At 72.6% G+C, this 13733-nt stretch carries 15 protein-coding genes; 8 read left to right on the forward strand and 7 right to left on the reverse strand.

Annotated elements, in window-relative coordinates; genetic code table 11:
- Positions 1–9: 9 nt before the first annotated feature.
- Positions 10–996, forward strand: coding sequence for a porphobilinogen synthase (gene hemB / locus AB0N76_RS14555; RefSeq protein WP_363556861.1), 987 nt, complete (start codon positions 10–12; stop codon positions 994–996).
- Between the two features lie 62 nt (positions 997–1058).
- On the opposite strand, the gene AB0N76_RS14560 is transcribed toward hemB, so the two are convergent.
- The 3 genes from AB0N76_RS14560 to AB0N76_RS14570 all read right to left on the reverse strand — a co-directional run bounded on the left by AB0N76_RS14560 (position 1059) and on the right by AB0N76_RS14570 (position 2348).
- Positions 1059–1322 carry a hypothetical protein gene (locus tag AB0N76_RS14560; protein WP_363556863.1) on the reverse strand — a complete coding sequence of 88 codons (264 nt, stop codon included), beginning with the start codon at positions 1320–1322 and terminating at the stop codon, positions 1059–1061.
- Between the two features lie 255 nt (positions 1323–1577).
- On the reverse strand, positions 1578–1922 hold the full coding sequence (locus AB0N76_RS14565; protein WP_030304792.1) for a hypothetical protein: 345 nt from the start codon (positions 1920–1922) through the stop codon (positions 1578–1580).
- Between the two features lie 81 nt (positions 1923–2003).
- A complete protein-coding gene (locus tag AB0N76_RS14570; RefSeq protein ID WP_363556865.1) occupies positions 2004–2348 on the reverse strand; it encodes a rodlet layer protein in 345 nt (114 codons plus the stop codon).
- A gap of 313 nt (positions 2349–2661) precedes the next feature.
- Here AB0N76_RS14570 and AB0N76_RS14575 point away from each other — a divergent pair, with 313 nt between their 5' ends.
- On the forward strand, positions 2662–3321 hold the full coding sequence (locus AB0N76_RS14575) for a hypothetical protein (protein ID WP_363556867.1): 660 nt from the start codon (positions 2662–2664) through the stop codon (positions 3319–3321).
- 87 nt (positions 3322–3408) lie between these two features.
- Here the strand turns inward: AB0N76_RS14575 and AB0N76_RS14580 are convergent, their stop codons facing one another.
- The 3 genes from AB0N76_RS14580 to AB0N76_RS14590 form a co-directional block, all read right to left on the reverse strand.
- Positions 3409–3780 (reverse strand): hypothetical protein, encoded by a 372-nt coding sequence (locus AB0N76_RS14580; protein WP_363556869.1) that lies wholly within the window; start codon positions 3778–3780, stop codon positions 3409–3411.
- Between the two features lie 119 nt (positions 3781–3899).
- Positions 3900–4172 (reverse strand): chaplin, encoded by a 273-nt coding sequence (locus tag AB0N76_RS14585; protein ID WP_363556871.1) that lies wholly within the window; start codon positions 4170–4172, stop codon positions 3900–3902.
- A 109-nt stretch (positions 4173–4281) separates the two neighbouring features.
- Complete coding sequence (locus AB0N76_RS14590) at positions 4282–4524, reverse strand: chaplin (protein WP_363556873.1); 243 nt, start codon at positions 4522–4524, stop codon at positions 4282–4284.
- A 477-nt stretch (positions 4525–5001) separates the two neighbouring features.
- On the opposite strand from AB0N76_RS14590, the gene AB0N76_RS14595 reads away from it, so the two are divergent.
- The 6 genes from AB0N76_RS14595 (at position 5002) to AB0N76_RS14620 (ending at position 12747) form a co-directional block, all read left to right on the forward strand.
- The gene (locus AB0N76_RS14595) at positions 5002–5241 is read left to right on the forward strand and encodes a chaplin (protein WP_363556875.1); all 240 of its coding nucleotides are present in this window, start codon (positions 5002–5004) and stop codon (positions 5239–5241) included.
- Positions 5242–5479: 238 nt separating this feature from the next.
- Positions 5480–7129, forward strand: a complete 1650-nt coding sequence (locus tag AB0N76_RS14600) for an RICIN domain-containing protein (protein ID WP_363556877.1) — start codon at positions 5480–5482, stop codon at positions 7127–7129.
- 163 nt (positions 7130–7292) lie between these two features.
- On the forward strand, positions 7293–8597 hold the full coding sequence (locus AB0N76_RS14605) for a hypothetical protein (RefSeq protein ID WP_363556879.1): 1305 nt from the start codon (positions 7293–7295) through the stop codon (positions 8595–8597).
- A 67-nt stretch (positions 8598–8664) separates the two neighbouring features.
- The gene (locus AB0N76_RS14610; RefSeq protein ID WP_363556881.1) at positions 8665–9153 is read left to right on the forward strand and encodes a MarR family winged helix-turn-helix transcriptional regulator; all 489 of its coding nucleotides are present in this window, start codon (positions 8665–8667) and stop codon (positions 9151–9153) included.
- Positions 9154–9260: 107 nt separating this feature from the next.
- Positions 9261–10694, forward strand: a complete 1434-nt coding sequence (locus tag AB0N76_RS14615) for a DHA2 family efflux MFS transporter permease subunit (protein WP_363556883.1) — start codon at positions 9261–9263, stop codon at positions 10692–10694.
- 253 nt (positions 10695–10947) lie between these two features.
- Positions 10948–12747 carry an LCP family protein gene (locus AB0N76_RS14620; protein WP_363556885.1) on the forward strand — a complete coding sequence of 600 codons (1800 nt, stop codon included), beginning with the start codon at positions 10948–10950 and terminating at the stop codon, positions 12745–12747.
- Between the two features lie 101 nt (positions 12748–12848).
- On the opposite strand, the gene AB0N76_RS14625 is transcribed toward AB0N76_RS14620, so the two are convergent.
- The gene (locus AB0N76_RS14625) at positions 12849–13337 is read right to left on the reverse strand and encodes a hypothetical protein (protein WP_030304763.1); all 489 of its coding nucleotides are present in this window, start codon (positions 13335–13337) and stop codon (positions 12849–12851) included.
- Positions 13338–13733: the final 396 nt, after the last annotated feature.

The following is a 13733-nucleotide window of genomic DNA, read 5'->3' on the forward strand; positions in this document are numbered from 1 at the left end:
AGAGAAGCCGTGTCCGCTGAATTCCCGTACGTCCGCCCCCGTCGGCTGCGCTCGACCCCGGCGATGCGCCGGCTGGTCGCCGAGACCCGGCTGCACCCGGCGGAGCTGATCCTGCCGCTGTTCGTCCGCGAGGGCGTCCGCGAGCCGGTCCCGGTCACCTCGATGCCGGGCGTGGTCCAGCACACCCGGGACACCCTGCGCAAGGCCGCCGTGGAGGCGGCCGAGGCGGGCCTGGGCGGCGTCATGCTGTTCGGCGTCCCCGAGGTGCAGGACGCGGTCGGCAGCGAGGGCACCAACCCGGACGGCATCCTGCAGCAGGCGATCCGGGACGTGGTCTCGGAGGTCGGCGACTCCCTGGTGGTCATGTCGGACCTGTGCCTGGACGAGTACACCGACCACGGCCACTGCGGCGTGCTGGCCGCGGACGGCTCGGTGGACAACGACGCGACGCTGGAGCGCTACGCCGAGATGGCCCGGGTGCAGGCGGACGCGGGCGTCCACCTGGTCGGCCCGTCCGGGATGATGGACGGCCAGATCGCGGTGGTCCGCAAGGCCCTGGACGAGGCCGGCCACCAGGACGTGGGCGTGCTCGCCTACACCGCCAAGTACGCCTCGGCGTTCTACGGCCCGTTCCGGGAGGCGGTCGGCTCCTCGCTGAAGGGCGACCGCAAGAGCTACCAGCAGGACCCGGCCAACGCCCGGGAGTCGCTGCGCGAGCTGGAGCTGGACCTCGCCGAGGGCGCCGACCTGGTGATGGTGAAGCCGGCCATGGCCTACCTGGACATCCTGCGCCAGGTCGCCGACGCCTCGCCGGTGCCGGTCGCCTCGTACCAGGTGTCCGGCGAGTACGCGATGGTGGAGGCGGCCGCGGCGAACGGCTGGATCGACCGGGAGCGGATGATCCTGGAGACGCTCACCTCGATCCGCCGGGCGGGCGCCGAGCAGATCCTCACCTACTGGGCGGTCGAGGCCGCCGCGATGATCAAGCAGTCCTAGCGCGCACGCCGAAGGCCGGGCCCCTCCTGCGCGGAGGGACCCGGCCTTCGGTGTGTCGCGGGTTACCAGCCGCCGATGTGGGCGAAGCCCTCCTCGCCGCCGACCAGGTCGGTGGCGGTGGCGGCGCCCCAGCCGTGCTCGCCGGTGTGGATGTTCGAGGTGTGGGCGATGCCCCACCACTCGCCGGCCGCGAACACCGGGTCGGCGGAGGCGACGAACTCGCCGCCGCCGGCCAGGCCGACGTGCGCGGACGCCGGGGTGGCGAGTCCGGCCAGCGCCAGCGCGCCGAAGGCGGTCAGCGCGACCTTGCCCAGCTTGCTCTTCATGGATCTGCCCTCTCTTCCGGAGCGTCCGGTCCGGACGCTCTGCGTCTGACGTGTGCTCTGCTCCGTTGCCGGGCAGGCGCCCTGACACGGGAACACACGGTGCCGTCCGCCGCGGCGCCCCACGCGCCGTGCCGACGGCCTGTCACCCGGCCGGCCCGCACCGGGGGAGCGGGCCGGCCGGACGTCTGGTCCGATACGCCCGGAGGGCCCGGGGACCAGACGTCCCCGGGCCCTCCGTCGCGCCGTGCGGCTGGGTCAGCCGATCAGGTGCGAGACACCCGCGTCGCCCGAGGACTGGGTGTTCTGGCCGACGTTGCAGATCTGCTTCGGGGTGCTGTTGAGGACCGGCACCTCGACCGGGACGGCCACGCCGAGGACGGCGACCGCGATGTTGTGGACCTCCGGCAGGCAGATGTTCGCGTTGTCGAGGGTGTGGAAGTTCGGGCTGTGGTCGCCGTGGGTGCCGGTCTGGTTGGTGCCGCCGTTGCCCTGGACCGAAACGGCCGAGCCGTCGGAGTCGGCGATGGCGGAGGCCGAGCCGGCGGACATCGCGATGGCGGCGGCGGCGAGGCCGGCGGCGGCGAGGGACTTCTTGATCATTTCTGTGTTCCTCTCAGGGGTGAATCGGGGAGCGATTCGAAGGTTGGTTCAGGAGGGGTGACGCAGCTTGGGACGAGCGGGTCAGCCGATCAGGTGGGAGACGCCCGAGTCACCCTTGGTCTGGGTGCCCTGACCCTGGGTGCAGTACTGCTTGCCACCGCTGTTGGCGATCGGGACCTCGACCGGGACGGCCACGCCGAGGACACCGACGGCGATGTTGTGGATCTCGGGCAGGCAGACGTTCGCGTTGTCCAGGAAGTGGAAGTTCGGGCTGTGGTCGCCGACGGTGCCGGTGAAGTTGGTGCCACCGTTGCCCTGGAACGACCCGGCGGCGCCGTCCGAGTCCCCGATGGCGGAGGCCGGCGCCGCGGTGGCCGCCAGGGCGGCGACGGCCAGGCCGGCGGCGGCGAAGGACTTCTGGATCATGGGGAGATCCCTCTCTGAAAAGCTCTCGGTTTCCGTGCGGTTTCCGTGCGATACAACGCGTACAACGCCCAGACCCGGTCTGCGGTCACTGACGTCCAGATCAAAGAATGACGGCACGGAAGGTTACGGGGATTTTTGAAAAGAGTCCGGGAGGCGCGGCGGCCGACGGTTTTCCGGTCGGATTATTAACCCGAACCGGTTAACCGCCGCAATCCGGGATCCCGGTGGATCGTTGAGCCCATTGCTTTCGGCTGCGCGCGCGCGGCCCTTCCCCCAGAGATCTCCAGTACGGACAGGCAGAACGGTGAAAAGCATGAGGTTCTCCAAGCGGGCCGGCGCGATGCTGCTGGCGGTCGGTGCGGGCGTGCTCGCGTCCCAGGGGGCGGCGTCCGCCGCCGCCCAGCTCAGCCCCGAGCAGGTCGGGGCGCTGGAGGACAAGCTGGCCACCCAGCAGGTCCCGCTGGACGTCCCGCTGGCCCCGCTCGACAGCCGGATCTCCGGCGGCATCCCGACCTCGCTGGTGATGCCCCCGGCGCCCGGTCACACCACCGGCGACGCGCTGATCCCGGAGCGGCTGGTGCCCGCCCTGGGCACCGGCAAGGTCGGTCCGACCGCCAAGGCCGAGCTGCCGCTGCCGCTGCTCGACCAGGGCGCCGACCTCGGCGAGCTGCTGCTGGACGCCCCGGCCGCGCCGCTGCACGCCGACACCCCCGGGATCGGCCTCGGCAAGCCGCTCGCGTACGCCCAGGACGGCACCGGCCAGCTGGCCGACGGCCGGATCAAGGTGGACGAGATCGACCCGCGGCTGGTGACCGGCGCGGTCCAGGCCGTCCCCGGCGCCAAGGCCACCCTCGGCACCGAGGACGAGCGGATCTCGGTCACCGACTCGGTGGACAACCTGGCCACCACCGCGACCGCCACCACCACCGGCGTCGTCCAGGAGACCGGGCTGGCCGGGCTCGCCCAGCTGTAGCCGCGGCCGGGACGCGCGCGAGCCCGGCACCTCCCGTCGCGGGGGAGGTGCCGGGCTCGCGCGTGCGTCCGGCGGGCCGGGCCGGGCTCAGCCGGGCAGGGTGCCGAGCAGTCCGCCGACCAGCGGCAGGTCGCGCGGTCCGCCGCCGGCGCTGAGCGGACCGGTCAGCGTGTCGGTGCCGATCGGGGCCAGGCCGGAGTTCTCCGGCTGGACGGTCGCGCCGTTGTTCAGCACGTCGGCCGAGGAGTTGGCCCACGGGTCCAGGCGGAGGTCCTTGACCGGCGCGACGGCGTAGCCGAGCCCGGCGGTCGTCCCGCCGAGCGCCTGGTTGACGTCGGTCTTCGCCAGGGCGGCGCCGCCCTCGTTCGGGGCCGCGTGCGCGGCGCCCGCGCCGGTGCCGAGCAGCACCACGGCGCCCAGGGCGGCGGCGAGGCCGGCCCCGCTCTTCTTCGAAACCATGCGGATCACCTTCGGGGGGAGTGGGTCCCGGGGCGACCGGACCGCGCCCGGGTACGCCGAACCGCCCCCCGGCCGGTGGGCCGGGGGGCAGTGCGGTCGGAACGCGTGCCGATCGGGGATCAGCAGTCGTCGTCGTGCTGGTGCTGCGGCGCCTCGGCGTTGATGCAGGTGTTGCCGAACGCCGGGTTCAGCAGGCCGACGATGTCGACGGAGTTGCCGCACAGGTTCACCGGGACGTGCACCGGGACCTGGATCTGGTTGCCGGAGACGACACCGGGCGAGCCGGCGGCGACGCCCTCCGCACCGGAGCTGGCGGCGGCACCGCCGGCCGCACCCAGCACCAGGCCGGCGGCGGCGGCGGAGAGGACGGCGGCCTTCTTCACGTTCTGCATGGGGGTTGATCTCCTCGATCACACACGGGTTGAGCGGGCCGCACCCCGCGGTCGGCGGGGTGCGGCACGAATGCGGTGGAACCGTGGCCGCCGGTGCGGCGGCCACGGTTCAGCCGGCGTTGACGCAGGTGTTGCCGAACGCCGGGTTCAGGATGCTGATGATCCCGATGGAGTTGCCGCAGACGTTGACCGGGACGTGCACCGGGATCTGGATCTGGTTGCCGGAGAGCACACCCGGAGAGCCGGCGGCGACACCCTGGGCGCCGGAGCTGGCGAACGCGCCGCCGGCCGCGCCGACCACCAGGCCGGTGGCGGCGAGGGACAGGGCGGCGGCCTTCTTGAGGTTACGCATGGTTCTTCCTCCGTTTTCTGCCCGACCGTCTGTGGAAAATAGTCGGGAGCCGGGCCAGGTGAAATCCTGGCCCGTTGGCTTCTGGGAATGCCGTGATTGTCACTCGGGCGGCCCAGATGGCGCGTGTCGCCCATGGCTCGGGCGATGAGTGGCCGCCGCGGTACCGGGCGTCGCGAACAATTCCCGCACGGCCGGGAAGAATTCGAATCGACGCGCGACCGGGAGGAATTCCGGACGGGCTTGGACCGGCGGCGGATCTCCTCGTCGTTGCGGGCGGGTGGAGCGTGTTCCGACAGGGAGAACGAGGCAGTGCGCGCGGGGAAACGGTCGGATGTGGTGATCACCCGAATGCCTGTCGGATGGGGTCCGTTCCTCCGGATGGGTGACAGTGGGGGTGCCCTAGCAACCGGGCTGATCGGGTCTCGTTGGAGATGTCGCACTCCCCGTGCATCTCTGTCGAACAGTCAGGAGGCTCCCATGAGCATCAAGAAGACGGCCGCCGTCGGCGCCGCTGTGGCCGGTCTCGTCGCGGCCGGTGCCGGCACCGCGATGGCCAGCTCCGGCGCGGAGGGCGTTGCCGCCGGTTCCCCCGGTGTCATCTCCGGCAACCAGCTGCAGGTTCCGATCCACATCCCGGTCAACCTCTGCGGCAACACCATCAACGTGATCGGCCTGCTGAACCCGGCCTTCGGCAACACCTGCGTCAACGCGGGCTGATCAGCGGCCGGCCCGGCCGGTGCGAGCCGCCGTCTCCGCGCTTCCCTCCTGGGGCGCGGGACGGCGGCTCTCGGCGTTCCGGCCCGTGTCCGGGTCAACTGCCGGTGCTGTCACGGGCCTTGTTGCGTTACTTGTCAGTACCTAGAATGTGAGACCTGCTCACCTTTCCTCGCTCCAGAAGAACTCCTCACCGTCCGGCGCCCCCGGCCGGGCGGCCCCCACCCGCAAGGAGTCGCGTGTGATCAGGTCACTCAAGTTCCTCGGGGCGCTGCGGCTGCTCGCGGCGGGCTCGCTCGTCGCCGCCCTCGGCCTGGCCGGCACCCCGGCCGCGCTCGCCGACGGAGCCCCCGCCGCCCCCGCGGCCACCGGCCGTCCGGCCGCGATCGTCGCCCTCGGCGACAGCGCCATCTCCGGGGAGGGCGCCGGCACCGACACCGGCGACGCCTACTTCCCCGAGACCGACAGCCCCACCAACTACTGCCACCGGCACCCCAAGTCGGAGATCTTCGTCACCGACATCCCCGGCGTCACCCCGATCGACCTCGCCTGCTCCGGCGCCCAGACCGGGGACCTGGTCAGCGACCCCGAGCTGGCGAAGATCACCGGCCCCGGCAGCGGCGACTTCGGCGAGCCCAAGCAGGACGTCCAGCTGGCCGGCGTGGCCGCCCGGTACGACGTGAAGCTGGTCGTGGTGACCATCGGCGCCAACGACGACTTCGACTTCAGCGGCATCATGATGCACTGCCTCGCGCAGTACTTCCCGGTCCCCAAGGACCAGGGCTGCCGCGACACCATCGGCAGCGCCGAGATCGCCCAGCGGGCGCAGCGGGTCCAGCCCAAGGTGGTCGCCGCGCTGCGGAACATCCGCCAGACCATGCGGACGGCCGGCTACGCCGACGACTCCTACCAGCTGGTCTACCAGTCCTACTTCAACCCGATCACCCCGGACATCCGGCGCAACGACTACCTCGGCAAGATCGCCGACGGCTGCCCGGCCTTCCCCGAGGACCTCGCCTGGGGCCACAACTACGTGGTGCCGCTCTTCAGCGACATGCTGCGCGGCGCGGCCGAACAGGTGCCCGGCGTCCGCTACCTCGACCAGCGCCGGGTCGCCTTCGGTCACGAGGTCTGCGCGGAGTGGACCAGCTCCCCGTACGAGTACACCAACGGGGACGTCATCAACCTCTCCGAGTGGGTCCGCAACGGCTGCGACCAGCAGATCGGCATCCCCGGCCTGTGCATGAACATGGTCCGCCAGTCGTACCACCTGCGGGTGGCCGGCTACCGGGGCGAGGGCGTCTGCCTCGGTCAGTTCTACGGCCGGACCGACCTGAGCCAGGCCTACTGCACCCTGAACCAGCGGAACACCACCTCCATCGAACCGCTCACCCCCGGCAAACCGATCGCCGACCTGCCCGAGGACGGCGCCTGGTACCAGCTCACCAACGCCGCCGACGGCCGGGCGCTGGACCTCACCGGCGGCGGGACGTACGGCGACGCGACCAACGGCCGGGCCGCCATCACCTATCCGGCCACCGGCGGGCTCAACCAGTCCTTCGTGCTGGAGGCCAAGGCGGGCGGCTCCTACGAGCTCGACTTCAGCGGCAACCGGGACATGTGCCTGGACGCCAACGGCGGCTCCACCGCCCCCGGCACCCGGATCCAGCAGTGGCGCTGCAACGGCGGCGGCAACCAGCACTGGGTGGTTCAGCCGGCCGGCGACGGCCTCTGGAAGCTCGCCGACTCCCAGGACCGGGGCAAGCTCGTCACCGCCACCGGCCGGTTCGACGCCAAGGGCAACCCGCTGGTCGAGCTCGCCGCCGACACCGGCGCCCCCGGCCAGCTCTGGCGGCTCACCAAGCTCGGCATCGTCTACCTGCACGGCTGATCCGCCCCGCTCCGCCCCGTTCCGCCCCGTTCCGCCCGGGGAGTCCGCCGCCGTCCACGCGGCGGGCTCCCCGGCTCCGCAAGGCCCCGGTGTCGTAGGCTCGGCCGGCGTCGCGGTCTCGCTCGGCGCACCGGTCACGACTGCGGCGGGGAGTCCAGAGCTGATGAGCACGGCATCGAGCACCGAGTCGGCGGGCGGTGGCGCGGGACTGCCGCCGTCCACCCCGTCGTCGCCCCCGCCGTCCCCGGAGACGGGGGAGCGGCCGGCCGGGACGGAACCGGTCCAGGGGCGGTTCGGTGCCCTGGTGGACCGCTTCGCGCCCGCGCTCGGCGCGTACGCGGTGGTCAAGGCGACCGGCCTGACCGTCTTCCTGCTGCTGCTCTCGCACACCGAGGACTTCCTGAAGAAGGACCCGGGCCGCGGCGGCGGCGCCCGCCCGTGGGACGTGCTCGGCACCTGGGACGGCATCTGGTACCAGCGGATCGCCGAGAACGGCTACGACCCGCAGCTGATCCCGCTGCACGGCTACCCGCTGGCCAGCTACTACGAGAACTCGGCCGCGTTCTTCCCGCTCTACCCCTGGCTGATGCGGCTGGTCGGGGCGGTCACCGGGCTCGGCCCGTACGGCTCCGGCATCGTCGTCTCGGTGCTGGCCTCGTTCGTCGCCGCGGCCGGGATCTTCGCGATCGCCGAGCGGCTCGGCGGCTTCCGCGCCGGGGTCACCGCCGCGGTGATCTGGGGGCTCTTCCCGGGCTCGGGCGTGGAGTGGGCGGTCTACTCGGACTCGCTGTTCGTCGCCCTCTCGGCCTGGGCCTGCTACTGCGTGATGACCCGCCGCTGGCTGACCGCGGGGACGCTCGCCCTGGTGGCCGGCCTCAACCGGCCGACCGCGGCCGCGCTGATCGCCGCCGTCTCGATCACCGCGCTGGTGGCGCTGATCCGGCGCACCGACGGGGTGGCCCGCCCGCTGACCGCGATGCTGATGACCCCGTGGGGCCTGCTCTGGTACGTCGCCTGGGTCGGCTACCGGATGGGCGACTGGACCGGGTACTTCAAGCTCCAGCGCGGGGCCTGGAACCGCTACTTCGACTGGGGCGCCTCCACCGCCCGCAGCACCCTGGACACCGTCACCGGGCACTGGACGTTCTGGCAGTCCAACCCGGCGCCGGACCTGATCGCGGTGGCCCTGCTGATCGCCCTGCCCGGGCTGCTGGTGCTGCTGCTGCGGCTGCGCCCGCCGCTGGTGCTGGTGGTCTACACGCTGCTGACCGTCTTCACCGCGCTGAGCAGCAACCAGATCTACGGCAACATCTCGCGCTACCTGCTGCCGGCCTTCCCGCTCTGCATCGGCCTGGCGGTGGCGCTGCGCCGGCTGCGCCCGACCACGATCGCCGGACTGTTCGCGATGCCGGCCGTGGCGGCCGGCTGGTACGCCGGCTACGCCCTGTTCGAGCTGGGCATTCCGTAACCGCACGGCCCGGGGCCGTCCCGCACGGGATCATCCGGCTACGGACGGCGTTGCTAACCTCGACGGCATGACGACCAGCCCGCCCGTGCGCCAGATCCGCGACATCTCCGGCCTGCTGGACCACGCCAGCCATGTGCTGGCGACCCGGATGGCGGCCGCCTTCACCGAGCTCGGCATCACCCCGCGCGCGTACTGCGTGCTCTTCCACGCGCTGGAGGCCGAGCGCACCCAGATCCAGCTGGCCGAGCTGGCCGACCTCGACAAGACCACCATGGTGGTGACCGTCGACGAGCTGGAGAAGGCCGGACTGGCCGAGCGCCGGCCGTCCGCCGCCGACCGCCGGGCCCGGATCATCTCGGTGACCGAGGCCGGCGGGGAGGCCGTCGTGCGGGGCACGGCGATCGCCGACCGGGTGCACCGGGAGGTGCTGGAGTCGCTGCCGGAGGACGAGCGGACCGTCTTCGTCTCCGCGCTGACCCGCCTGGTCGGCGGCCCGCTGGCGGAGCCGGTGGAGAGCGAACGGACGGTCCGCCGGGCCCGCCGCTCCCGGGGCTGACGACAGGAAGCAGAACATCCCCACAGGGATCTTCCGCAGAGAGATAGTCCACAACAAAATCATTTGTTAGTGTCTTACCCGGTACTCGACGAACCGGGAGACCTTCCATGACCACGCACGCGCCCGTCGCACCCGCGACCGGCCAGGACCGACCCCTCCGCTCCCGAGCGCTCGCCCTCGCGGTGCTCTGCGCGGGGATGCTGATGATCGTCCTGGACGGCTCGATCGTCACCGTCGCCCTGCCGGCCATCCAGCAGGACCTCGGCTTCACCCCCTCCGGCCTCACCTGGACGGTCAACGCCTACCTGATCGCCTTCGGCGGACTGCTGCTGCTCGCCGGCCGGCTCGGGGACCTCGTCGGCCGCAAGAAGGTGTTCGTCGCCGGACTCCTCCTCTTCACCGCGGCCTCGCTGCTCTGCGCGGTCGCCGCCGACCAGGGCACGCTGATCGCCGCCCGCTTCCTGCAGGGCGTCGGCGGGGCGCTGGCCTCCGCGGTCAGCCTCGGCATGATCGTCACGCTCTTCCCCGAACCGGGCGAGCGCGGCCGCGCCATCGGCGCGTTCAGCTTCGTCGGCGCGGCCGGCGCGTCCATCGGCCAGGTGCTCGGCGGCGTCCTCACCGAGGCGCTGGACTGGCACTGGATCTTCCTGATCAACCTGCCGCTCGGCCTCACCGCCGCTGGGCTGGCCGTCCGGGTGCTGACCGCCGACCGGGGCCCCGGGCTGCGGGCCGGCGCCGACGCCCTCGGCGCGGTACTGGTCACCGCGGCGCTGATGCTCGGCATCTTCACCATCGTCGGCACCGCCGAGCACGGCTGGACCTCCGCCCGCACCCTCGGCCTCGGCCTGCTCTCGGTCGCCCTGCTGGCCGGCTTCCTGGTCCGGCAGGCCCGCGCGGCCCACCCGCTGCTGCCGCTGCGGATGTTCCGCTCGCGCGCCGTCTCCGCCGCCAACGCGGTGCAGGTGCTGGTCATCTCCGGGATGTTCGGCTTCCAGATCCTGGTCGCCCTCTACCTGCAGAACGTGCGCGGCTACGGCGCCGCGGCCACCGGGCTCGCCATGCTCCCGGCCGCCGTCGCCATCGGCGCCGTCTCGCTGCTGCTCTCCGCCCGGCTGAACGCCCGGTTCGGCGAGCGCAACGTCCTGCTGGCCGGATTGGCCCTGTTGGTCGGCGCGCTCGGTCTGCTGCTCCGGCTGCCGGTCGAGGCCGGCTACCTCACCGACCTGCTGCCGACCATGCTGCTGATCGGCGGCGGCGGGCTGGTGCTCTCGGCCCTGGCCGGGCTGGGCATGTCCGGCGCGGGCGAGGCCGACGCCGGCACCGCCTCCGGGCTCTTCAACACCACCCAGCAGGTCGGTGCCGCGCTCGGGGTGGCCGTCCTCTCCACCCTGGCCACCTCCCGCGCCGACGCCCTGGCCGCCGCCGGCGAACCCCTCGCGGACGCCCTCACCGGGGGCTTCCGGCTCGCCTTCGCGGTGTCCACCGGACTGCTCGCGCTGGCCTTCGTGGTCACCGCGACGGTGCTCCGCCGGGCGAAGTGACACCCGGGGTGGGGTAGCGCGGGTTCCGGGGGGAGCCGGGGCGGATCCCGGGTGGGTTCCGGGGGGATCCCGGGGGCGGGACGGGTGCGTACGGGGGCGGAGGGCCGGTCGCCCGGCGCGGCGGTAGGCCGTTTCCGGTCGGCTTGTATGCTCCACCTGGCGCCCGGGGGGACCTCCAGGCCGCCGATCGTTCGATGGCACAGCCGTGAGAGGTGCGGGGATGTCGGGTCGCCGAGACAGGAGTCAGCCCAACGTGGCCCGGCCGCGTTCGGAAGGCTCGACCGGCTCGGCGGGCTCCACCGGCGCCCGGAGCGGCTCCGGCACGGGCTCCACGGGCTCCACGGCCGCGAAGGGCGGCGCCGCGGGCGCCGCCGGGTCCACCGGCTCGATCCCGGCCCCCCGGCCCGGCGGCCGGGCCGAGGCCCGGCGCGCCGCCCAGGGCAAGGCGGGCGCGGGCGCCGCGAAGGAGGCGCCCCCCGTGACCGGTGGCCGGGCGGCCGCGCGGGCGGCCAGCCGGAAGCCGAAGAAGAACGTCAAGAAGATCGTCGCCTGGTCGGCGGCCGGGGTGCTGGTGCTGATAGCCGGCACCGGTGGCGCGATCTACTTCAAGCTCAGCGGCAACATCAAGACCATCGACTCGGACGCGATAGCCAAGGACCGCCCGCCGGAGGCGCAGGCCGACGCCAACGGCAACAAGCCGGTGAACATCCTGCTGATCGGCTCGGACAGCCGCGGCGGCGGCAACTCGGACCTCGGCGGCGGCGACGCCGAGGGCGCCCGCTCGGACACCACGATCCTGCTGCACGTCTACGCCGACCACAAGAACGCGATCGGCGTCTCGATCCCGCGCAACACCCTGGCCACCATCCCGCCGTGCAAGCTGCCCAACGGGAAGTGGACCAAGGAGCAGAAGGGCGAGAACGTCCTGTTCAACGCCGCCTTCGAGGTCGGCGGCAGCCCCGACGGCAACCCGGCCTGCACCCAGAACACGGTCGAGAAGCTCACCGGGATCCGGGTCGACCACACCCTGGTCGTCGACTTCGCGGGCTTCGCGGCGATGACCAAGGCCGTCGGCGGCGTCGACGTCTGCCTGCCGAAGGCCATCTTCGAGGGCGACATCAACCCGAACCTGCCCAAGAAGGGCGCCCAGATCCTCCCGGCCGGCCGGCAGAAGGTGGAGGGCCAGAAGGCGCTCGACTACGTCCGGCTGCGGCACGGCCTCGGCGACGGCTCGGACATCGGCCGGATGAAGCGTCAGCAGGCCTTCATGAGCTCGATGATCAGCACGGTGAAGAAGAAGGGCCTCGAACCCACCACCCTGCTGCCGCTGGCGGACGCCGCCACCAAGTCGCTGCGGGTCGACGAGGGGCTCAACACGGTCGACAAGCTGATGTCCTTCGCGCTCTCGCTGAAGAACATCGACCTGCACGACCTCAAGTTCGTCACCCCGCCGTGGCGCTACCACGAGGCCAACCTCGACCTGGTGAAGCCGGACGTGGACAAGCTGTGGGAGGCCATCCGCGCCGACCGCACCCTCGACGGCAAGGACGCCACCGGCCAGCAGCCCGACGCGCCCGCGACCCCGGAGGCCCCGGCCACCCCGGAGGCCCCGCCGACGCCGACCCCGACGGCCGCGGCCCGCACCACGACGGCGGCCCCGGTCAAGGTGGCGGTCTACAACGGCACGACCGTCAACGGCCTGGCGGCCAAGGCGAGCGAGGCGCTGAAGGCGGCCCAGTTCACCGTCACCGGCACCAGCCAGGCGAAGAGCACCAACAAGGCCACCACCACGATCGAGTACGGGGCCGGGCAGAAGGCCAACGCCGAGAAGGTCGCCGCGCTGTTCCCCGGGGCCACGCTCACCAGCACCTCGGCGGCCGGCGTCAGCGTCGTCCTCGGCAAGGACTACGCCGACGCCAACGGCGGCGCCGCCACCCCGGGCGCCCCGGCGGCCCCCGCCGCACCCGCCCCGCTGCCCAGCTCGGTCACCGAGGAAGCCCGCTCGGCCGACGACGACATCTGCGCCAACACCACCTACGGCTCCGGCGGCTGACCCTCCGAAAGCTCACCGAAGGCTCACCGAAGCACCACACGCGGACCACGCGCAGGGCCCCGGCCGGGGAGGCCGGGGCCCTGCGCGCGTTCACGGCCGGCTCAGGGCCAGACCAGGCAGTAGAGCTGGTGGCCGGCCTCGTGCAGGCGGTTGGCGAAGTCCTGCCACTCGTGCAGCATGCTGTAGATCACGAAGGCGTCGCGCGGGCCGCGGCGGTCGGGGACCGTGGACCAGATGAAGGCGGCGGCGCCGAGCTCGGTCTCGTCCGCCTTGCGGAGCGGCTCGACCACGTTGTGCGGCAGCTGGACGACGGCGTAGTCCGGGTGCAGCACGACCAGCTCCAGCGGCGGCACCTGGTGCAGCGGCACGCCCTGGATGCCGGTGAGGACCATCGCGCTCATGGTCTCCGGCTTGATCTTGGTGGAGAGGTGGCCGTTGGGGGAGCCACTGGTCTCCATCAGGTCGCCCAGCCGGCCGAGCGAGCCGAGCTCGCCCGCGTCCAGCCCGAGGCCGCCCGGCCCCAGCGCGGTCGGGACCCGGGCCGCGGTCGCCCGGTCGGGTGCGCCGAAGTACTTGTACGTCACCCCCACGCGTCCCTCACCCCGCCTCTCGCGACCACGGCCGCCACGCCCCGTTCCCGCTCCCGTACCCCCGCGTGCGGCTTCGGCGGGCCGGCGGGGGCCACCCGCGGCCTCGTCGTAGCCGTCCTGCGCCTCGGACACTCGGACCATCCTCACCGGAATTCGCCGGAATCGACAGACCCCCGCACGCCCGGCGTCCCACCGGACGTGCTCCTTACCCGTCATGCGCCGCCGTACCCAGTCGCGGTACGCGGCAGTCCTCTCCACACCCCTGCATCGACCCGGAGTTCCGCCGACCCGTGCGGGCGGAGGGACTCCGGAGACACTCCGGGTACATAGTCTGACTGGTCCGGGGAGCCGGCGCAGCCAGGGGTCCCGTTGTACGGATAACCGTACAGACTCGGG

It is taken from the genome of Kitasatospora sp. NPDC093806 (assembly GCF_040683335.1).
Taxonomy (GTDB): Bacteria; Actinomycetota; Actinomycetes; order Streptomycetales; family Streptomycetaceae; genus Kitasatospora.